Here is a 19,573-nt window from a genome sequence, read left to right as displayed (position 1 = left end):
GGTGTGGCAGGCGCGGTGCCCGTCCGGGTAATGCGTCGCCGTTTAGCAGCGTGACGATGTGCTAAAGGTGCGAGGAGTGGGCCGTCGTGGTTAATCGGCGCGGCTGGGTTGGCCCTGAGCCGACCTCGGCGCTCCGCGCGGCGAACGGCAGCTTCGAGCCCAAAGTGTCGAATGCTGCAAGGCGCACGAATGTCTGCAATGCGCCTTGCGATCAGGTTTGAGGCTTGCGCACCTATTTCAGCAATGTTTCTGCTGCCAGTCTCCCAAAAGCATTCGCGGCCTTGGGGCTTGCACCCGTAACTAGACGACGATCAATATGGCATGATGCATCTGCTTTTGTGTTGGTGATCTGCGCGCCCAGAGCAGTTAACTTCTCACACACCCACCACGGCATCGGACCTGGCAAGTAGCCGATCATGGGGGTTTGTTTGTCCACTGAATCTGGGAACACGGTCATCTTGTACCCGTCATACAAGAACCCATTTTCAGTTTTGGCGGCCAATAATGCGGCGGGGCCGTGACACAGTGCTAACGTGAATAGATCCTTATCATGCGCCCAGTGCAGGACTTTCGCCACGTCGCCATTGTCGGGTAGCCCGAGCATCGCACCGTGGCCGCCTGGAATGAATACAGCGGCATAAGAGGCCGCATTTTCCATGTCGTTCGCAACAAAACCTGCAAGGCTGCCAGGATTTGAAAAGGCATCTGCATAATCACGATACAGCCGTTTGACGTCTGCATCATTTGCAGGCATCGCCCATTCCTCGATCGCCACCGGAGCACCGGTTGGCGTCACCACATCAATTTCAAAGCCTGCATTTATCAGATGAAGCATTGGCAGGCCGATCTCGACCGGATGGTTGCCCGTCGAGAATTTTTTGCCGTTGGCCATCGTCATATTGCGCTCTTCGGTACAAACCATCAGCACGCGGTTTTTGCCGCCCTTGTAAGGCGTGGCATAGGCCCCACCGTCATAATCCGTGGTGGGCGACGTTCCCAATTTGATCGCCAAGGGGGATGGGCTGAACGCGCCGTCAGCGGTAGGCCGAGGTGTCGCGCGGAACAGTTTGCGCAAGATTCCCATATCAGTTGACCTCGGTGACGATGGTGTCGCGCGATTTGCGGACTTTGCCCATCGGCAGCAGCCAATCACCACCTTCGTCGCGATACCCCAGCGGCATCAAAACGACGGATCGCAAGCCTCGTTCTTTCAAGCCAAGGATCGCATCCACGGCTGCAGGATCAAAGCCTTCCATGGGTGTGCTGTCGACCTCTTGCTCGGCGGCTGCGACAAGGGCGATGCCGAGAGCGATATAGGCCTGACGGGCGGCATGCGCGTAGTTCACTTCGGCGTCGCGGGGCAGGTAATTCGCCTTGAGGTTATCGTAATAGCCGTGGATCAGAGGAAGATCGCCTCGGGCCGCAACATTCAGATCAACGACGTTGTCGATACGCTCGGCGGTGTAATTATCCCAGGCCGCAAAGACCAGAAGGTGCGAGCCGTCGGTAATCTGCGCCTGTCCGCCAGCTGCCTCGGTGATTTTGCTGCGAATGTCAGCGTTCGTGACCACGATCAGTTCAAACGGTTGCGTGCCGCTGGATGTCGGGGCCATGAGGACTGCCTCGACAATGGCATCAACCTTTTCCTGCGGGACGGCTTTGGTCGCGTCCATCTTCTTTGTGGCGTAGCGCCAGTTCAAAAGGTCGTTGAGTGGCTTCGCGGTCATGGATCTCATCCTATTGTCAGCGCCCTGTTTGAGCGGTATATATTTGTGACTGACTATCTATGAGGTACCAGAATGGGCCGCAAGAAGGCACATTTCTGAACCTTGGTCACAAGAAGGGAACCGAACATGCTGGACGACAAACAATGCCCTGACTGCAAACGCATCAACGAGGTGCTGTCGCGTGTAGGGGATCGGTGGAGCGTGCTTGTCGTGATCTCTTTGGCCGAATACGGGACGCTGCGGTTCAATGAACTCAAGCGCAACCTCGGTATTTCGCAACGGATGCTCAGCCTGACCCTGAAAGAGTTGGAACGCGACGGCCTTGTGAACCGAACCTATTACCCAACGATCCCGCCAAAGGTCGAATATAACCTCACCGAAATGGGCCAGTCGTTTCGTGAGCCGGTTAGTGCGTTGGGCATTTGGGCACTGGAAAATCTATCCAGGATCGATGTCGCCCGCGAAACCTATGACGAGGCCGTTGGGAAGTAGGCAACCATGCGAAGAGCCGTGGTCGCGTCGAAGAAAGCAGACATTGGTGTTGGCGCAGCGAATTCACACATTGTCCGCTGAGCTGACCTTCGCCCGAATTGCAGCAAAGGTCAGCTCCCCGCCCATGCTGATAAAGCTGCAAGTGGCCCAGCCGTCGGCCTCCGATCGATCATGCTGCGATGCAGCGCGTCGAGGCTGTCAGGTGCGGGATTTTTCGAATTCGGACCAGGCTGCGGCGAAATCCTCGAAGGTGAAACCCGTCTTGCGGGCCGCCTCCAGCACGATTTTTTCGGTGTCCAGAAGCTTCCGGATCGCGGCTTCCAGATGGTCGAACACCTCCGGCGGGATCACCAGCGCGCCGTGGCGGTCGGCGTGCACGAGATCGCCGTTCGTCACGGTCATGCCGAAGATCTTCACCGGGGTGCCAATTTCCTTCACATGCACGAAACCGTGGCTCGGCCCGATCGAGCCGGCCACCACCGGGAAGCCCTTGGGGCAGTCGCCAAGGTCGCGCATTACGCCGTTAGTCAGCGCGCCGGCCATGCCGAAACCCTTGTGCACGGTGGTGTTGATCTCGCCCCAGTAGGCGCCGATGCAATCGGGGAAGTCGGTGTCCTCGACCACCGCCACGCTGGGGCCTTCGCCCGCGGACATGTGCCTGTAATAGGCCATGCGGCGGTCCCTGATCACCTCCGGCGCTTCCTCGGGCGGGGTCAGCGCGGCGATCTTGGCGGTCCGGGCAAAGCCTACGATGGCGGGGTCCTCGGGGGCCGAACATAGCATGGTGCCCCGGGTGAAGTCGTTGAAGCCGCGCTTGCCTTGCGCCACTTCGATGGCGTTGCAGACGGTGGGCGTGTCGACGCTTTGCAGGAGTTTCAGCAGGGACGGGGTCATATATCCTCCAGCCAGCGGGCCAGCGCCGCCGTGGTCTGTTCGGGTTGTTCCAGCACCGGCAGGTGGCCGGCATTTTCGATGATCTCGAAACGGCTGCCTTGCAGCAGGCTGTGCATCAGGTCGTGCCGGTGCAGCGGGCAGAGCGCGTCGTCGCGGCCGCAGAGCACCAGCGACGGGCCGGCGTAGCGGCGCAGGGTCTCCGTCTGGTCCGGGCGGTTCATCAGGGCAACGGACTGGTTCAGAAAGACCTGATCGCCCAGATCCATCGCCATCGCCATGCAGAGGTCGAGGATCGCACCCTGTCCCGGCCCGTCGGCCAGGTAATTGGGCTTCATCTCCTCGCGCATCACCCGCCAGAGCCCGCCGTTGCGGACAGACTCCATCTGCGGTGCGCGGCGGGCCTGTATCGCCGGCTTTTCGGCCAATGGGTTGGTGTCCAAGAGCGCCAGCCCGGCCACCCGCTCCGGTGCCTGCCGCAGCACCTCCATCGCGACGATGCCGCCCATGGACAGGCCGGCCAGCGCAAATCGGGGCGGCGCGTGTTCCAGTACGTCGGCCGCAAGTTCCTGCACCGAGGCATGGTCGCCGATGGGGGCGCACATGACCCCACGCGTGCCGGAGAAGGCCGCGATCTGCGGCTGATACAGCCGGGCATCGCACATCATGCCCGGCAAGAGCAGCAGCGGGGTCACGGACGCCCCGACGCGAGGTTCGCGCCTTCGCAGAGCGCGGCCAGCTTGGCGTAGGCGATGTCGGGGTCCACCGCGCCGAAGCCGGCAAAGGTGCCGAAGCCGCAATCGCTGCCGGCGATCACGCGGGTCGCGCCGACGATATTGGTGAACCGTTCGATGCGCTGCGCCACCAGTTCGGGGTGCTCGACGAAATTGGTGGTGGTGTCGACCACACCGGGCACGAGGACTTTATCGTCCGGGATTTCGGCCTTGCGGTCGCGGAACACGGTCCATTCGTGCGCGTGGCGCGGGTTGGAGGTTTCGAACAGCAGATACTGCGCCTTGGCGCGCATCAGGGTGGAGAACACGGTGTCCATGGGAATGTCGCAGCAATGCGGGCCTTCGTAGTTGCCCCAGCAGATGTGGACGCGGACCTTTTCGGCCGGCACGTTTTCAAGCGCGTGGTTCAGCGCTTCGACATGCATGGCCGCGACCTTGAGGAATTCGTCATCGGAGAGGTCGTTGAACAGCATGTGGCGCGACAGGGCGAGGTCCGGGCAGTCGAGCTGCAGGTCGAGGCCGGCCGCCACGATGGTTTCGTATTCGTCTTTCATGGCATCCGCGAGCGCCGCCAGGTAAGCCTCGCGGCTGACGTAGAAGTCGTTCTGCAGGAACAGCGAGATCACGCCGGGCGAGGCGGCGTTCATGAAGCCGCGGTCCGCGCCGTGGTCGGCCATGGCGGCTTTCAGGTTGGCGATGTCCTTCTGCAATTCCCCCTGACCCTTGGAGCGCACCTCGCCGGTGCACATCGGGCGGGCGTATTGCGGCGTGCCGCCGTCATCGGCGAGCCGCTTCAGGAAGCCGGGGAACATCTTCAGGTCGGTCGGCGCATTGCGCGGGCTGTCACCGGAAAAGCCGGTGTAGCGGTCCTTGACGTAGGTGGCGTAGGAGATTTTCGAGGTCTCGCCGTCGCTGACGATATCGATACCCGCGTCCACCTGTTTCTTCACGGTGTCGCTGACCGCTGCGGTCATGCAGGCGTCAAATTCGGCCTGATCGTAAGGCTTCTCGTTCTCGCGCGCGAAGATGAAATCCACCACGTCCTGGCTGCGCGGCAGCGAGCCTACATGCGTTGTCTTGACCAATGAACTTCTCCTTTATTGCCTGTGATGACGTATGCCCCCGGTGCGCCGCATGATGCCGCACCGGGGGCGCGCTTCGTATTAGCCCTGCCAGGTGGCGCCGGCCGGGTCGTCGGTCGCGGTGATCCGGTAGAGCCCGGCCTCGCCGGTCATCGAGGGCGCGGCAAGATAGCTTTCGCCGGGCAGCACGAGTGCTGTGTCGCCGACCGAGATCGTGGTTTCGACATCATCGATCCTGATCCGCCAGTGGCCGCTGGCCGGCATCAGCACGACCGGTTTCGCCGCCTTGACCGGCGCGTCCTCGGCAGAGCCGCGGCTCAGGAAATCGACCTCGAAGCCCGGCCTGTCCTTCAGCAGTGCATCCTCACCGATCACCTTGGCCGATTTCTTTGCGCTCAGCGCCATCAGATCCCAGTAGCGGGCGACATGGCCGGGGAGGACGTCCTCGACCGGTACTTCCGGGAAGGCCTTCAGTTGCTCTTCGCCCAGCACCGGCATCGGGTTCACGTTGTGCGGCAGGCTTTCGCCCTTCTTGCTGTCGTAGAGCACGCCGTTTTCACCCAGCATAAGCCCGTGCGCCTGTGCCTCTTCGATGACATGCGGTGCCCATGTGACGCCGCCGCCGGCATCGTCGCCGCCGAGGATGGCCATGATCATCCCGTAGTCCTGACCGACGTTTTCGAAGCCGCGAAAGATGCCGGTGGGAATGTTGAAGATATCGCCTTCCTCGGCAATGAATTCGCCCGCGGTGCCGTGCAGGCCCCAGAAGAACCGCCAGCGGCCCTTGGCGACAAAGAACACTTCCGCCGTGGTGTGACTGTGCAAGGAGTTGCGGCATTTCGGCGGCTGGCCGGCGGCGCCGATGTTGAAGCCAATCTTGTCGGTGATGTGGACGTGCTGATCGGGGCTTTCGGACACCCCGCCGCCGATGATGGTGAAGTTTTCCTTCTGATCGGACCCGGGTGTATGGGCGTCGATGAAGGCGGTCTTGCAGGGTTTCAACTCGCCGTAGCGGACGATGCGGGACTGGATGGAGCTCATGAAACTGTTCCTTGGTTGGAGACGATGTGAGAGATGCGAGGCCTCCCTCGTCCCGGCGGGCGGTTGTTCAGCCGGCGCGCCCGCAGCGAGGCGCGGTGCACGTGCGAGCGCCGCGTTCCCTGCCGGTTGTCCAGCTGATATGACCCGCAGGACAGCACCCTTTACCCGGTCTGAAGCAGGATCTGTTTCCAGATCGAGGTTTCATCGAAGATGCAGAATTCGCGACGCAGCCTGGGATCACCGCTGATCAGCGCGCCAAACTCGGCGTGGCATATGCCCAAGACATAGACCTCGGCGCCGGTGGGCGTGCCGAAGCGGCCCCAGCCGTCGTGCTTTCCGGTAAGGCTCCAGCGGACCGCGGCGCGGGGCGGCATATCGGGGTCGCTGCGGCCAATCTGGTGGTGGATCTCGAACCTTGCACTCGGGAAGGACGCGCGCAGGCCCATCCAGAAGTTATCGACCGCGCCGTAGGAATGGCCGGTGACGCCACCGGGGTATTCGGCCTGCACCGCGCGGTCGTAGTCGCGCTCGATCGTGGCAATGTCGGCATTCATGATGCGGGTCAGGATTTCGGCGTAGCGCTGGCCCCATTCATTGTCATTGCCATGGCCCTTGTAGGGGCCTTCCTGATCGGTCGCCGGGGTCAGCGGCTTCACGCAGTTTTCCGGCCCGCCTTCCGTTTCGATCAGATCGGCGGCATAGGCTTTCGGGTCCCAGCCCATCTGGCGCACGATGGCGCCCTGATCGCGGATCAACCATTCGTCGTTGATCTGGTTATCGATCGCATGGCAATCGGCCAGGATACGATAGGTCAGCTTCTTGCCGGTGGCCGTGCCATAGACGCCGTCGCCCAGGTGGGTGGCGGTCGACAACAGCCGGTGCGACGAGAGCATGCCTTCCTCCGGCGTGCCGGACCAGATCACATCCTCGCCCAGCAGGGTGCGGTCGGGGAACTCTGCCAGCGTGGCCATGGTGGCGCCGATCACTTTCTGGTTGCCCACCACCACCGAGCCGGGCGAGCGCACCACGATGTCGTCACTGTAGTAGTGGTGCAGGGTGGCGAGGCCGCGGTCTTCCCAGATCTCCTTGGTGATGCCGATGATGTAGTCTGGAAAGTCTTTGAATTTCGGGTCAAAACCCTTCATGTATTCCATCCTTCAGGTATGCGGGCGGAGCCGCGAACTATCAGTGGCCCGTCGATCTCGACCCGGCGCGGCCGGGAGTCGGGGTCTTCGATCTTGCCGAGGAGAATTTCGACGGTTTCCGCCACCATGCGGTTGGCAGGCTGCCGCATGGTGGTGAGGTTGTACGTGGGCCAGGCGGCAGCGGTGACATCGTCGTAGCCAATGACCGAGACGTCATCCGGCACCTTGAGGCCAAGTTCGAAGCGCAGCGTGTCCATCACGGTAATGGCCATGTGGTCATTGGCGACAAAGACCGCTTCGGGCGGATCGTTCGCGAACATCCGGCGGGTGGCGTCCTGGGTCTGTTCGGTCACGAAATTTCCCACCTCGCGGGCATAGAGGGCGACGCCGGCCTTTTGCAACACGGCGCGGAAGCCGGCCTCGCGGTCGCGCTGGGTGGAGGCGCCCTCCCATCCGGCGATATAGCCAATTTTCCTGTGGCCGCCCGCCAGCAGGAATTCGGCCGCCTTGCGCCCGCCGGCGATATTGTCGGAGGTCACGGCCGACATAGACGGGTCGTCCTGCGCGCGGTTGAACAGCACCATCGGCACGCCTGCCGCCTGACAGCGGGCGGAGAGGTCCGACGAAAGCGCAACCGAGGCCGCGATGATGCCGTCGACCTGAAAATCGAGGATTTCCTCGACCACGCGGTCGACGTTGTCCGCGGTGTTCGAGGCCAGAAAGACCAGCACGTGATAGCCGCGTTCCTGCAGCGCGTTGGTCATTTTTTCCAGCGCTTCGGGGTAGAACTGGTTGTTCAGATAGGCGACCACCAGACCGATGATTCCGCTTTTGCCGGACACCATGGCACGGGCCAGCACGTTCGGCCGATAGCCCAGCTCCTCGGCTGCCTTGCGCACCTTCTCGATGGTCTTCTTCGAGGCGGAGGCGCCGGGGGTGAACACCCGGCTGACCGCGGATTGGCTGACCCCGGCAAGGCGGGCGACATCAAGGGAGGTGACCTTCTCTGCCATCAGTCCGCCGTCCAACCTCCGTCCACCATCATCGCCGTCCCTGTCACCAGCGACGCGGCATCCGAGGCGAGGTAGGCCACCGCGCCCATGATATCCTCGACCTCGCCGGGGCGGCCGAGCTTAATCTTGTCCAGCACCCAGGCGCGCTTGTCCGGGTCGTCGAAGGTCGACCGGGTCAGGTCGGTGAGAATGAAGGTCGGGCAGATCGTGTTGACGCGGATTTTTGCAGACCCGAATTCCAGCGCCATGGCCTTGGTGAAGCCTTCGACGGCGAACTTGGAGGCGCAATAGACCGCGCGCTCGCGGCCGCCGACATGGCCCATCTGGCTGGAAATGTTGATGAGCGAGCCCGGCCGGCCGGCGGCGAGCAGTCCCTTGGCGACGGCCTGTGTGAGGAAGTAGGCGCCGCGGACGTTGACCGCCATCACCGCGTCGAAGTCTTCCGGCGCGGTGTCGGTGGCCTTGCCGTGGCGGGCCAGACCCGCCGAATTGACCAGGATGTCGAAGGGGCCGTTTTCGGCCACCGCCTCGGCCGTTGCTGCAACATCGGCGACATCCAGTTTCAGCACGCGGGCGGTCCAGCCACGGGCCGTCATCCCGGTCGCGATGTCCTGCAGCGCGTCGGTGCGGCGGGCGGCAAGCGTGACCTCGGCACCCTGTTCCGCCAGAGCCACGGCGCCGGCCATTCCGATGCCGGAGGAGGCGCCCGCCACAAGCGCGTGTTTGCCGTTCAGGCTGAAACTGGGGGTGCTGGGAAAACTGGTCATGTCATACCTCGCCGACAGGGAATGGAATCTCGCCTGACACGCGGGCCTTGTTGAATTCGCGCAGGCGCGCGAAGACGTCTACGCCCAGCTGCCGGTAGACGTCCAGCAGGTCGACCGTCACCCAGTTCTCGCGGATGCGGCCGTTTTCGAGACGCCAGAAATCCAGCGAGCGCAGGGTGATGCGCTGGCCGGACGGCGCGATGCCCATCCAGCCGTCGTGGGTGACGGTCTGGATCATGTCGGGCCAGCCGGTCACCGCGGCGTAGTCGCCATCGCCAAAGAAGTGAAAGGTGATGTCTTCGTCGTGTTTGCCGCGGTCGGGCATGCCGTTCAGGAAGGGGATCTGGTGCCAGTTGCGGAAGCCCGCGATGCCGCGGGCGGTGCCGATGCCTGCGGGGCCGTACCAATTCATCCGTTCGTTCCAGAACCTTGGCATCTCCATCACCTCCGGGCCGCCCTGGCGCGGGTGCCTTTGAAGGTGCTCCAGCATCGCGAGGATATGCGCGCAGGAGGCCTGCGACTTCTGCGCGTCCCGCGGCCCCGGCACGATGCCATCCTGCGTTGCCGGGCCGGGGATGCAGAATTCCCGGCCGAGCGAGGGCGCCATCGGCCAGGCCCCGGCCTGCATCATCACTTCGGGAATGTCCCAGATGGCCTGAATCTCGACCACGCGGCCATCCTCGAAGCGGTAGAATTCGTGGAAGCGCATGTGGGTCAGGTGGCCGGTCGGGGGGATGTCCAGCCAAGGCCGCACGAAGGTGCCGTGGTAGTGGCCGCCGCAGCCGATCCAGTCGCCGCCGTGTTCGGTGCGCCCGCCCATGACGATCCAGTCGCGGCGCTCAAGGTCGGGCATCGCGGTCAGCAGCGGCGCATAGCAGGCATCGTAGAGTTCCACAGCACCGGTCAGATTGCCGAACGGGTGGCACATCTGCACCACCGCGTCCGGCGCCAGCAACGCTTCCAGCGCGGCGCGCACGCCCGTTTCGCTGAAATCGCGCATGGCCTTCCGTAACGGGGCGATCTGCGCCTTGTTGCTGCTGTGGACGTCCATGGTTACTCGGCGGCCATGCCATAGGGCACGTTCTTGCCGCCATAGCGGCGGACACGGATGTTGCACTGCTCGGCATGGCCGACAAAGCCTTCCAGCATGCAGAGGCGCGAGCCGTATTCGCCGATCATCGTGGCGGCCTCGTCGGTCGTGACCTTCTGATAGCTGTGGGTCTTCAGGTACTTGCCCACCCAGAGCCCGCCGGTGTAGCGGCCCGCCTTCTTGGTCGGCAGGGTGTGGTTGGTGCCGATCACCTTGTCGCCGTTGGCGACATTGGTGCGCGGACCGAGGAACAGCGCGCCGTAGGAAGTCATGTTCTCAAGGAACCAATCGTCACGGTCCGTCATCACCTGCACGTGCTCGGAGGCGATATCGTTGGCGACCTCGAGCATCTCTTCATAGGTGTCGCAGACGATCACCTCGCCGTATTCCTCCCACGAGACCTTGGCGGTGCCGGCGGTCGGCAGGATGCCCAGCAGGCGGTCGATTTCGCTCAGCGTCGCCTCGGCCAGCTTGCGCGAATTGGTGAGCAGCACACAGGGTGAGTTGTAGCCATGCTCGGCCTGACCCAGAAGGTCGGTGGCGCAAAGCTCGGCATCGGCGGCGCTCTCGTCAGCGATCACCATGGTCTCGGTCGGGCCTGCGAAAAGGTCGATGCCGACGCGGCCGAACAGCTGGCGCTTGGCTTCCGCCACGAATGCGTTGCCGGGGCCGACCAGCATGTGCACGGGGTCGATGGTTTCGGTGCCGATGGCCATCGCGCCGATCGCCTGAATGCCGCCCATCACGTAGATCTCATGCGCGCCGCCGAGGTGCATGGCGGCGATCACCGCCGCGTTGGGCTTGCCGTTGAAGGGCGGCGTGCAGGCGATGATGCGCGGCACACCGGCGACCTTGGCGGTGGCGACCGACATATGTGCCGAGGCGACCATCGGGAACTTGCCGCCGGGGACGTAGCAGCCCACGGATTGCACGGGGATGTTCTTGTGGCCGAGGATCACGCCCGGCAGGGTCTCCACCTCTATATCCAGCATCGAGTCGCGCTGGGCCTGGGCGAAGTTGGTCACCTGCTCTTGCGCGAACTTGATGTCTTCCAGTTCGCGCTCGGTCAGCGAGGCGATCAGCGTGTCGATCTCCTCTTGGCTGAGGCGGAAGCTTTCCGGGCTGTAGTTGTCGAACTTTTCGGACAGGTCGCGGACCGCGGCGTCGCCGCGGGCCTCGATATCCTTCAACGTCGCTTCGACCACGGCGCGGGTCTTGGCGTCATCCTCGGCACGGTCTGCTTCGGGCTTGCCGCGTTTCAGGTACTCGATGGTCATTTGTGCAATCCTCGAATTGGGGTGGCGGGGCGTGGCCCCCGCCGGGAAGGGTCAGTGCGCGGGGCGCGGCGGTGTCTTTTCGCCGCGGTCAAATGCTTCCCAGCCTTCGCCGTTGAACAGATCAACGCCGAGCTGGGCGGCGACATGGGGAAAATCGACGTTCACCCAGTTGTCCACGATCTTGCCGTCGACAACTTTCCAGAAGTCCATGTAGCGAATCTCGATCCGCTTGCCGGTGGCGGGGATGCCGAGGAATTCGCCCGAGTGGGTGGCCTCCTGGCGGCCGAAGGCGGCGGCCCATTCGCCCATGTAGAGGCGGGCCTCGTCGATGCAGACCTTGTCGGAAAACGCCGCCTGAAAGGGGCGCTGCCAGTTGTCCTGGAATTCCTTCAGGCCGGTCTTGGTGCCGCAGCCCTGGTTGCCCATCCAGCGGAAGCCTTGCGAGAAGAATTCGCCGATGTCGCTGATGCGGTGGTCGTTCAGCCCGTCCACCATGTTTTCGATCACGGCGCGGGTTTCTTCGGTCTTGCTCATGTCCGTGTCTCTGGTCAGCACGGCCTGTTCGGGGCGGGAACCTTTCATGGGTCAGTCCTTTGTTCGGGTTGCCAAGGGAAATTCGGGGCAGTCGGGGAGGATCATCCGGCGGTCAGAAAATCCCTTGGCATCCGGTTGAGCGCCGGGTGGCGCCCAACAGCGTTATGTCTGGCAGACGAGCTCATGCGGCCTGTTCGGAGAGGTCGGCGAAAACATCGTATCCAAGCTGAAGCAGCACGTGCGGGACGTCGACGAACACCCAGTTTTCCACCAGCAGATCATCTTCGCGCCGCCACCAGTCACAGACGCGCATGAACACGCGTTCGCCGCTGGCGGGCTGTTCCAGAAGCGGTTTGACGTTCACCCCTGTCAGCGCGGGCCAGCCGCCGGAACAGGTGTAGTTTCCGTCGCCATAGCGGGTGAAATGGCGGGTCATGCCATTGCCCTTGGAGCCACCGGACCAGCCTTCGAACGTGGCCTCGAAGGGCACCTGGAACGACGCGAAATGCTCGACCCCGATGAACGAGCCGAAGGCGCCGGGGCCGTACCACATCATGTTTTCGTCCCAGTAGGGGCGCCAGGCTTCGTCTTCCGTTGCCAGTTTCAGCAACATGTCCGACACGATTTGATAGCTCTTGTCCGAGGCCGCAGGGTCTTGCGAGCCGGTCATGACGCCATCCTGCGTCGCGGGCCCTTGGATCAGCCCGGTGTAGCCGCGTTCAAGCCCCGGCCCGGTGGCAATGGGCCATTGTCCGCTTGCGATCATCAGTTCGGGGATGTCCAGAAAGACGTAGCTTTCCACCGCCTGGCCGTTTTCCATCCGGTGGAATTCTCCGAACCGCAGATAGGCCAGCCGGTCGGTCGCGCGGATGCCCAGCCAGTCGCGCGCGAAATGGCCGACGTAGTAGCCGGTGGCGCTGATCCAGTCGCCATCCTCGAACTGGCCTGCCATGACGATATCGTCGCGACGATAGAGCCCGTCGAAAGCGGCCTGAAGCGGTACCAGAACAGCCGCGTGATATCCGGCGCCATTGCCGGTGTTGTTGAACGGGTGCACGACGTTGATGTCGGCGGTGTCTGCGAAGAACCGCGCGGCGGCCTTGGCGAAATCACCGGGGCGGCGCTGTGCGGCCGAGTATTGCAGGTAGGGGGTGCGGTCGGGGGTACCCATCTGGGGTTCCTTTCAGGAGTGAATTCGATTTGCCTGCGCGGTGCGGGCGCGGGGGCCTGCACGCATCAGGGCAAATGGAATTCTCCCGGCCCGTCTGGCGCGCGTTGCGGCCAGGGCGAGGGCGGCCGAGACAAGCCTCGCCTGAACGGACTGGGGATGGGTGCGTCCCACGGGGTTACCCTTTCACCGCGCCGGCGGTCAGGCCGCCGACGATCTGGCGCTGGAAGAACATCACAAGGATGAACAGCGGAACGGTGGCCGAGACCACGGCGGCGACGGCGAACATCACGTTGCCTTCGGTCTGCGTGGTCCCAAGGAAGGCCGCGATGGCAGGCACCATCGTCCGGTTGCTTTCGGACAGCAGCATCGCGCCCACCGCAAAGTCGTTGTAGGCCAGCAGGAACGAGAACAGCCCCGTCGTGATGACACCCGGCCACATCACCGGAATGATCACCCGGCGGAAGGCCTGGAACTGGTTGCACCCGTCGACCTTGGCGCTTTCGTCCAGCTCGCTGGGGATGTTCTTGAAGAACGAATGCAGCATCCAGAGCGTGAACGGCTGGTTGATCGCCACGAGCACGATGATCGTGGTCGGCAGGATGCCCCAGATGTTCCATTCGAAGAAGGGCAGCAGATACCCCGAGACAAGCGTGATCGGCGGCATGGCACGAAAGATCAGCGCCGTGATCAGAAGCCAGAAGGTGTAGTTGTAGGTCGACCGCGACAGGGCGTAGCCGCCGAGTGTCCCGATCGTCAGCGAGATGGTGACGACAAAGAAGCAGACGATCCCGGTGTTCAGCACGTTGCGCCAGAATTCTTCCTGTATCCACGCGCCCTCGTACCCGGTTGTGGTGAAGGGCGAGCCATAGACCGCCTCGGTCCGGGCGCCGGTGATGGCGTTGGTCCAGTCCGCGATCGAGAAGAAGTCGAGCTCTACCTTGAACGATCCCCAGACCGTCCAGAAGAACGGAAATGCGGCAAGGATGAACCAGAAGAGCACGAACACGGACGAGGCGATCCGAAGCCCCTTGGGCATTCTTTGTGCGCGGCTAGCCATGTTATCGTGCTCCTTTGAAATCGCGCCAGGTGCGGACAAGCACGGGCGAAAGAAGAATGGCGACCCCGATTATCGTGATCACGGAGGTTGCGGCCGCCGAAGACAGTTGCCGGGTCTCGCCGCCGAGGTCGTTGAAGATGAACGTGCTGAGCGATTGCGCATGTGCGCCCGCGCTGAACCCGATGATCGGTTCGAACACCTTGAAGTTGTCCATCAGCTGGATCAGCGCAACGAACGTGACCAGTGGCATGAGATGGGGAACGACCACGAACTTGACCTGCTGCCAGCGCGTCGCCCCGTCGATCTGGGCGGCCTCGATCTGGTCCTGCGGCAGGGTTTGCAGTCCGGCGTAGAATACCACGAAGGCAAAAGGTGCGGCGTGCCAGACGCCATAGACGATCAGCGCCACCCACATCAGACCGGTCGAGGCCTTCAGGCTGAAATCCGGGTCTCCGGCCAGGTACAAGAGGGCGTTGCCGATGATGCCGCGGCTGTCGATCATCCAGAACAGGATGAGCGAGCCGATCAGCGGGGTCACGATCATGGGCAGGAGCGAGAAAAAGATCATCAGCCCCTTGAGGTGCCGATGCAGGGAGTTGACCGCCAGGGCGATCATCAATCCCAAAATGATGGTCAGCGGGGTCACGACGAATGTGAATGTCAGCGTGAAGGCCATCGCCCGGTAGAAGGGCAGGTTGCCAAGTTCGGAGAAGAAACCGCTCCAGGTGTCGTTCGTCAACCAGATCTGACCGACTTCCTCTATCGCGAGGTGGCCGCGGTTGAAATAGATGTCCAGTCCCACAAACCGGCCCAATGGCTTCTCGGCACGAAGGGCGGCTGTCGCCTCCTGGTCGATGGTGGTCTCTGTCGTGCATCCGATGAGCGGGGTGCAGTTTTCGACCTCCATCAGAACTGCCGGGTGCGGGGCAAAGATCGATTGGGTCACCGCCGAGACAATGGGCATCGCGATGAACAGCAGCATCGCAAGACCTGTAGGCAGGAAGAACCAGAGAAATGTCTTGTGGCGCATGTCGCGATCCTTGCATCGGGTTGCTTGTGCGGACGCCGTTCAGGGACGCCCGCACAAGGCACGTCTTATTGGAGGTAGCCTTGCTCGGTCGCGGCAGCGCGATAGGCAGCTTCGACATCGGCCAGCGCCTGCTCGGCGGATTCCTTGCCTTGCATGAAGTCCGAAAGTTCGTTGCCGAGAGCGGTGTGCATCAGGCCCATGTAAGGCAGCATCGGATAGGGCGGTGTGCCCATCTTGGCCGCAGCGAACACACCCTGGGAATCATCGCCCGGCTCGTAGCCTTCGATCAGCCAGACCGCCAGCGGTGTGGTCTCATCATTCAGCATTTCCGGGCGGATACCGTGTTTCATGGCGATGAACGTGGCTTCGGCCTCTTCATCCGAGATGTTCTTGCCGACTGTCCAGCCGTCCCACCACAGGGTCGAAGCAGGGGTCGAACCGCCGCCGACCGTCAGCGGACCCGCGATAGCGTGACCGTCGATCACTTCCTGCAGAACGCCTTCGGTCGAGGTCTGCTGCGACGCGCGCGATCCCCACATGTTCATGATCGCCACGTTTCCTGCGCGGTATTCGGCGTTGGTGGCGTTGGAATCGTGGGTCAGGAAGTCGGGGTTCATGTATTCCGACAGCGCCTTCATCATGTTGAGGGCGTTGACGCCGGCCTCGGTGTTGACGTTCGGCTCGGCAGTTCCGGGTTTGAAGTGGCTGCCGCCATAGCCAAGGAACATGTTGTTAAATTCCTGCGCCAGGTTCCAACCCGAAGCGTAAGCGCCACCGACCGGGTTCTGCATGATGCCCTGCTCGCGAATTGCCTTGGCCACCTCGAGCATTTCCTCGTAGGTGGTCGGCACTTCGACGCCGGCCTGTTCCAGCACATCCTTGCGGTACATCAGGTGCTGGGCATTGGCCATGAAGGCCACCGCCATGATGTCGTCACCGATCTTGATCAGCTGTCCCGGCTGCAGATCCTGACCATGTTTTTCAACCAGATCATTGAGCGGGCGAATGACATCTTCGTTCATCAGCGCCACGATCGAGCTGTTGGCGATGATGGCCGTCGTGTATTCCGACGGATTGCCGGACAGGCCGGCCACGTTGATGGTCTGGTGCTCGGACGTCAGGTTGGACTCGACCGGTGCGCCGGTGCATTCCTTGGCAGCCGCAGCGACGGCCTGAATGGCCGCGAATTCGTTGCCGACGATGTTGACCCGTGCCCCGATTTCACAGGCAGAACCTGTGCTTGCTGCAAAGGCGGCCAGTGATCCGGCCAATGCGATTTTCTTTAGATACATTCGTATTCCTCCCTTAGAGAATGGGTGCATCTTCGAAGTCTGCACCCTGGTTTGACCCGCTTTGACGGGTGTGGATTCCGGTTTTCAGCCCTTAAAGGCGCGCCCCGGTCTGTGCGTCGAACAGATGGCAATGCTCATTCGGGATCGCGATCGAGATCGGATCGTCGATTTCGGCCCTGAAGGTCTTGTCCGCCTTGGCGCTGACCAGGGCCCCGCCGATCCGGACCGAGATCATGGTCGCGTCGCCAAGCAGTTCCATCGTGTAGATCGGCGCATTGATCTGGCCTTCGCCGGTGGCGGCGATCGCCGCATCCTCTGCGCGGAAGCCGAGCGTCACCTTGCCGTCAGGCGCGTTCAGACCGGAGATCTGGGTGTTGGGTGCGGTGAAGGTGCCGTTCCTGATGTCGCCGTCCACCAGATTCATGGCCGGGTTTCCGATGAAGCTGGCGACAAAGGCATTTGCCGGGGTGTCGTAGATCTCGGTCGGGCTGCCGACCTGCTGCACGACGCCCTGCTTCATGACCACCACGCGGTCGGCAAGCGTCATCGCTTCGATCTGGTCGTGCGTCACGTAGATCGTGGTCACGGCGAGTTCGTGGCTGAGGTTCTTGATCTGGGCGCGGGTGGACACCCGCAGCTTGGCGTCGAGGTTGGACAGCGGCTCGTCCATCAGGAAGACGTTCGGCTCGCGTACGATGGCGCGCGCCAGGGCCACGCGCTGGCGCTGGCCGCCGGAGAGCTCGGCCGGTTTGCGGTGCAGGAAGTCGTCCAGTTCGACCATGGCGGAGGCGCGGCGCACCTTCTCGTCATGGGTCGCGGTGTCGATGCCGCGGACCTTGAGCGGGAAGCGGATGTTTTCGTAGACGTTCATGTTGGGATAGAGTGCGTAGGACTGGAACACCATCGCCACGTCGCGGTCCTTGGGCTCCATGTCGTTGACGCGCTGCCCGTCGATCAGGATGTCGCCTTCGGAGGCATCCTCCAGCCCGGCGATCATGCGCATCGTGGTGGTCTTGCCGCAGCCCGATGGCCCCAAAAGCACGAGAAACTCCTTGTCGGCGATGGTCAGGTCGAAGTTTTCGACACCGATGAAAGAGCCCCAACGCTTGCCAACATTTCGAAGTTGTATCTCGGCCATGAATTCCCCCTGACGGCCCTGTCCAGCCATCCTTGCATACGTTTGCAAGAGGGTAGACTTATAGGTGACATTTTGGCAAGACTTTTTTGCAGGCGTATGCAAGGAGCGACCGTCCATGTTTGACTTTTCAGCGGAAAAGCAATTGATCAGAGACCTTTACGCTGAACTGGACGGGTCAGATCCGGGGCAGGAGAGCGATATCCTCGCGCAGCACTATGCGTCGAATCATAAATGGCGCGGCTTCCATCCGTTCGATGAGCAGCAGGGCGCCGAGGCTGTGGCCGAGGTGTTCTGGACCCCTTTGCGCGGGGCGCTGAAGCACATGCAGCGACGCGAGGACATCTTCATGGCCGGCGCCAACGAAATGGACAGTTTCGGGTCTGTCTGGGTGGTGTCCATGGGGCATGTGATGGGGCTGTTCGATGCGCCCTGGTTGGGGATCGCCCCGACCGGCAAGATGGCGTTCCTGCGCTATTGCGAATTCAACCGGGTGGAAGACGGCAAGGTCACTGAGACGGCGATGTATTTCGATATCCCGCATCTGATGATTCAGGCCGGATTGCAGCCCTTCCCGCCGCAAACCGCGGCGCATCTGGTCCAGCCGGGGCCGCTGACGCACGACGGGTTGATGTTGACCCCGCAGCCGCCGGAGGAAGGCGAAAAGACCCTTGCCGCGATCAACGCGATGATCTCCGACCTCGGCCAGTGGAACAGCGGGCTGACCCTTGAGGACGAGCTGCGCCGGACCTGGACCGACGACATGATCTGGTGGGGCCCGGCGGGGATCGGCGCGACCTACACGATCGAACGCTATGCCAAGCAGCATTCGGGGCCGTTTCGCGCGGGCTTCACTGACCGCTCAAAGACCAAGCATATCTGCCGCATGGCCGAAGGCAGCTATGGCGGCTTTTTCGGCTGGCCGAATTTCACCGCTCGCGCGACTGGCGGCTTCATGGGCATGCCTGCCACTGGCAAGCCGGGCGAATTCCGGGTGATCGACATCTACCGGCGCGAAGGCGACAAGCTTGCCGAGAACTGGATTTTCATCGACCTCCTGCACTTCTGGCACCAGCAGGGCGTCGACATTCTTGGGCGCACCACGGGGATCGCAGGCACATGAGGATCGACGCGCACCATCACCTCTGGAATTTGCAGCAGGTTCATTACCCTTGGCTGATGGAGAAGGGCGCGCCGCGGTTCTTTGGCGATCCCGCCGCGATCCAGCGTGATTATCTGATCGATGAATTCCGCCGCGACGCGGAAGCCCGCGGTTTCGCTGGTTCGGTGCATATTCAGGTGGGGGCGGCTGATGGCTGGCAGGAGGCTGAATGGGTGCAGACCGTTGCGGATGACAATCCGGACTGGGTGATGGCGCAGGTGGTGTTCTGCGACCTGACCGCAGCAGACCGCAAAGGGCAGCTTGACCGTTTTCAGACGCTTCCAACCGTCCGTGGCGCTCGCCAGATCGTCGGCCGCGCCCCGGGTGAGGACGCAAGAACCGGCACCAACGCGCTGCTGGACGATCCGCGCTTCGTTGGCGGCCTGCAGGAGCTGGGCCGCCGCGGGCTGTCCTTCGACCTGCAGCTTCTGCCGGAGCTGATGGAAAAAACCGCCGCGGTTCTGGTGCGGGCACCGGACACCAAAGTGGCGCTCTGCCACGCGGGGTCGCCGCATGACCGAAGCGCAGCCGGAATTCGAGACTGGGCCAAGGCGCTGGCATCGCTGTCGGCGCTGTCCAATGTCTTCTGCAAGCTCTCGGGCCTCGGCATGTTTGACCATGGCTGGACCGCCGAGACAATCCGCCCGGTCGTGGAGACCTGCCTGGATCAGTTCGGACCGGAACGCTGCATGTTCGGGTCGAATTTTCCGGTCGACAGCCTGAGCTCGGATTACGAAACGCTTGTGACGGCCTATGACGCCCTGCTTCCGGAGGCGGCGAAACCTGCGGTCTTCGGATCGACGGCCGCGGGGTTTTATGGGCTGGACCGGTGAACGGCGGAGGTGTTCAGAAAGTATCTGCCGGTCGCTGTTCGCGATGGTCGCGTGTGTGCCGCGCTGACGGCGCGGTGGAGATTTTGGGCTTGCCCGGAGA

20 protein-coding genes are annotated in these 19,573 nt (G+C 62.6%); 3 read left to right on the top strand and 17 right to left on the bottom strand.

Annotation, left to right across the window (positions count from 1 at the left end):
• Positions 1 to 232 precede the first annotated feature (232 nt).
• Positions 233 to 1,012, bottom strand: a complete 780-nt coding sequence (locus tag AC04PT_RS10460) for a DJ-1/PfpI family protein (RefSeq protein WP_482873629.1) — start codon at positions 1,010 to 1,012, stop codon at positions 233 to 235.
• Between the two features lie 73 nt (positions 1,013 to 1,085).
• Positions 1,086 to 1,727, bottom strand: coding sequence for an NAD(P)H-dependent oxidoreductase (locus tag AC04PT_RS10455; protein ID WP_482873628.1), 642 nt, complete (start codon positions 1,725 to 1,727; stop codon positions 1,086 to 1,088).
• A 126-nt stretch (positions 1,728 to 1,853) separates the two neighbouring features.
• On the opposite strand from AC04PT_RS10455, the gene AC04PT_RS10450 reads away from it, so the two are divergent.
• Positions 1,854 to 2,219 carry a winged helix-turn-helix transcriptional regulator gene (locus AC04PT_RS10450; protein ID WP_461406698.1) on the top strand — a complete coding sequence of 122 codons (366 nt, stop codon included), beginning with the start codon at positions 1,854 to 1,856 and terminating at the stop codon, positions 2,217 to 2,219.
• 198 nt (positions 2,220 to 2,417) lie between these two features.
• Here the strand turns inward: AC04PT_RS10450 and AC04PT_RS10445 are convergent, their stop codons facing one another.
• From AC04PT_RS10445 to AC04PT_RS10375, 15 genes are all read right to left on the bottom strand, one after another.
• Positions 2,418 to 3,113, bottom strand: a complete 696-nt coding sequence (locus AC04PT_RS10445; protein WP_482873627.1) for an RraA family protein — start codon at positions 3,111 to 3,113, stop codon at positions 2,418 to 2,420.
• The gene (locus tag AC04PT_RS10440; protein ID WP_482873626.1) at positions 3,110 to 3,805 is read right to left on the bottom strand and encodes an alpha/beta fold hydrolase; all 696 of its coding nucleotides are present in this window, start codon (positions 3,803 to 3,805) and stop codon (positions 3,110 to 3,112) included. The genes AC04PT_RS10445 and AC04PT_RS10440 overlap by 4 nt, the downstream gene beginning before the upstream one ends.
• Positions 3,802 to 4,929, bottom strand: coding sequence for a cobalamin-independent methionine synthase II family protein (locus AC04PT_RS10435; RefSeq protein ID WP_482873625.1), 1,128 nt, complete (start codon positions 4,927 to 4,929; stop codon positions 3,802 to 3,804). Before AC04PT_RS10435 ends, AC04PT_RS10440 begins: the two co-directional genes overlap by 4 nt.
• 78 nt (positions 4,930 to 5,007) lie before the next feature.
• Positions 5,008 to 5,967 (bottom strand): cupin domain-containing protein, encoded by a 960-nt coding sequence (locus AC04PT_RS10430; RefSeq protein WP_482873624.1) that lies wholly within the window; start codon positions 5,965 to 5,967, stop codon positions 5,008 to 5,010.
• A 161-nt stretch (positions 5,968 to 6,128) separates the two neighbouring features.
• The gene (locus tag AC04PT_RS10425) at positions 6,129 to 7,112 is read right to left on the bottom strand and encodes a nuclear transport factor 2 family protein (protein WP_482873623.1); all 984 of its coding nucleotides are present in this window, start codon (positions 7,110 to 7,112) and stop codon (positions 6,129 to 6,131) included.
• Positions 7,109 to 8,128, bottom strand: a complete 1,020-nt coding sequence (locus AC04PT_RS10420; RefSeq protein WP_482873973.1) for a LacI family DNA-binding transcriptional regulator — start codon at positions 8,126 to 8,128, stop codon at positions 7,109 to 7,111. Before AC04PT_RS10420 ends, AC04PT_RS10425 begins: the two co-directional genes overlap by 4 nt.
• Positions 8,125 to 8,892, bottom strand: a complete 768-nt coding sequence (locus AC04PT_RS10415) for an SDR family NAD(P)-dependent oxidoreductase (protein WP_482873622.1) — start codon at positions 8,890 to 8,892, stop codon at positions 8,125 to 8,127. The genes AC04PT_RS10420 and AC04PT_RS10415 overlap by 4 nt, the downstream gene beginning before the upstream one ends.
• A gap of 1 nt (position 8,893) precedes the next feature.
• A complete protein-coding gene (locus AC04PT_RS10410) occupies positions 8,894 to 9,943 on the bottom strand; it encodes an ester cyclase (protein WP_482873621.1) in 1,050 nt (349 codons plus the stop codon).
• A 2-nt stretch (positions 9,944 to 9,945) separates the two neighbouring features.
• On the bottom strand, positions 9,946 to 11,259 hold the full coding sequence (gene hisD, locus AC04PT_RS10405) for a histidinol dehydrogenase (protein ID WP_482873620.1): 1,314 nt from the start codon (positions 11,257 to 11,259) through the stop codon (positions 9,946 to 9,948).
• 51 nt (positions 11,260 to 11,310) lie between these two features.
• The gene (locus tag AC04PT_RS10400) at positions 11,311 to 11,841 is read right to left on the bottom strand and encodes an ester cyclase (protein WP_482873619.1); all 531 of its coding nucleotides are present in this window, start codon (positions 11,839 to 11,841) and stop codon (positions 11,311 to 11,313) included.
• Between the two features lie 133 nt (positions 11,842 to 11,974).
• Complete coding sequence (locus AC04PT_RS10395; protein WP_482873618.1) at positions 11,975 to 12,964, bottom strand: hypothetical protein; 990 nt, start codon at positions 12,962 to 12,964, stop codon at positions 11,975 to 11,977.
• Positions 12,965 to 13,139: 175 nt separating this feature from the next.
• A complete protein-coding gene (locus AC04PT_RS10390) occupies positions 13,140 to 14,021 on the bottom strand; it encodes a carbohydrate ABC transporter permease (RefSeq protein WP_482873617.1) in 882 nt (293 codons plus the stop codon).
• 1 nt (position 14,022) lies between these two features.
• The gene (locus AC04PT_RS10385) at positions 14,023 to 15,051 is read right to left on the bottom strand and encodes a carbohydrate ABC transporter permease (RefSeq protein ID WP_482873616.1); all 1,029 of its coding nucleotides are present in this window, start codon (positions 15,049 to 15,051) and stop codon (positions 14,023 to 14,025) included.
• Between the two features lie 65 nt (positions 15,052 to 15,116).
• Positions 15,117 to 16,343 (bottom strand): ABC transporter substrate-binding protein, encoded by a 1,227-nt coding sequence (locus AC04PT_RS10380; RefSeq protein WP_482873615.1) that lies wholly within the window; start codon positions 16,341 to 16,343, stop codon positions 15,117 to 15,119.
• Between the two features lie 91 nt (positions 16,344 to 16,434).
• The gene (locus AC04PT_RS10375; RefSeq protein ID WP_482873614.1) at positions 16,435 to 17,481 is read right to left on the bottom strand and encodes an ABC transporter ATP-binding protein; all 1,047 of its coding nucleotides are present in this window, start codon (positions 17,479 to 17,481) and stop codon (positions 16,435 to 16,437) included.
• 115 nt (positions 17,482 to 17,596) lie between these two features.
• Here AC04PT_RS10375 and AC04PT_RS10370 point away from each other — a divergent pair, with 115 nt between their 5' ends.
• The gene (locus AC04PT_RS10370) at positions 17,597 to 18,601 is read left to right on the top strand and encodes a nuclear transport factor 2 family protein (RefSeq protein ID WP_482873613.1); all 1,005 of its coding nucleotides are present in this window, start codon (positions 17,597 to 17,599) and stop codon (positions 18,599 to 18,601) included.
• The gene (locus tag AC04PT_RS10365; RefSeq protein ID WP_482873612.1) at positions 18,598 to 19,473 is read left to right on the top strand and encodes an amidohydrolase family protein; all 876 of its coding nucleotides are present in this window, start codon (positions 18,598 to 18,600) and stop codon (positions 19,471 to 19,473) included. Before AC04PT_RS10370 ends, AC04PT_RS10365 begins: the two co-directional genes overlap by 4 nt.
• The last annotated feature ends 100 nt before the right edge of the window (positions 19,474 to 19,573 follow it).

It is taken from the genome of Litorisediminivivens sp. KMU-197 (genome assembly GCF_056858395.1).
This window is presented reverse-complemented; position numbering and strand designations above follow the sequence as displayed.

Bases quoted from the DNA above. Each gene is read 5' to 3' on its own strand.
- AC04PT_RS10455 (WP_482873628.1), bottom strand. From the start codon at position 1,727: ATGACCGCGAAGCCACTCAACGACCTTTTGAACTGGCGCTACGCCACA.
- AC04PT_RS10450 (WP_461406698.1), top strand. From the start codon at position 1,854: ATGCTGGACGACAAACAATGCCCTGACTGCAAACGCATCAACGAGGTG.
- AC04PT_RS10445 (WP_482873627.1), bottom strand. From the start codon at position 3,113: ATGACCCCGTCCCTGCTGAAACTCCTGCAAAGCGTCGACACGCCCACC.
- AC04PT_RS10430 (WP_482873624.1), bottom strand. From the start codon at position 5,967: ATGAGCTCCATCCAGTCCCGCATCGTCCGCTACGGCGAGTTGAAACCC.
- AC04PT_RS10425 (WP_482873623.1), bottom strand. From the start codon at position 7,112: ATGAAGGGTTTTGACCCGAAATTCAAAGACTTTCCAGACTACATCATC.
- AC04PT_RS10415 (WP_482873622.1), bottom strand. From the start codon at position 8,892: ATGACCAGTTTTCCCAGCACCCCCAGTTTCAGCCTGAACGGCAAACAC.
- AC04PT_RS10410 (WP_482873621.1), bottom strand. From the start codon at position 9,943: ATGGACGTCCACAGCAGCAACAAGGCGCAGATCGCCCCGTTACGGAAG.
- hisD (WP_482873620.1), bottom strand. From the start codon at position 11,259: ATGACCATCGAGTACCTGAAACGCGGCAAGCCCGAAGCAGACCGTGCC.
- AC04PT_RS10400 (WP_482873619.1), bottom strand. From the start codon at position 11,841: ATGAAAGGTTCCCGCCCCGAACAGGCCGTGCTGACCAGAGACACGGAC.
- AC04PT_RS10395 (WP_482873618.1), bottom strand. From the start codon at position 12,964: ATGGGTACCCCCGACCGCACCCCCTACCTGCAATACTCGGCCGCACAG.
- AC04PT_RS10390 (WP_482873617.1), bottom strand. From the start codon at position 14,021: ATGGCTAGCCGCGCACAAAGAATGCCCAAGGGGCTTCGGATCGCCTCG.
- AC04PT_RS10385 (WP_482873616.1), bottom strand. From the start codon at position 15,051: ATGCGCCACAAGACATTTCTCTGGTTCTTCCTGCCTACAGGTCTTGCG.
- AC04PT_RS10380 (WP_482873615.1), bottom strand. From the start codon at position 16,343: ATGTATCTAAAGAAAATCGCATTGGCCGGATCACTGGCCGCCTTTGCA.
- AC04PT_RS10375 (WP_482873614.1), bottom strand. From the start codon at position 17,481: ATGGCCGAGATACAACTTCGAAATGTTGGCAAGCGTTGGGGCTCTTTC.
- AC04PT_RS10370 (WP_482873613.1), top strand. From the start codon at position 17,597: ATGTTTGACTTTTCAGCGGAAAAGCAATTGATCAGAGACCTTTACGCT.
- AC04PT_RS10365 (WP_482873612.1), top strand. From the start codon at position 18,598: ATGAGGATCGACGCGCACCATCACCTCTGGAATTTGCAGCAGGTTCAT.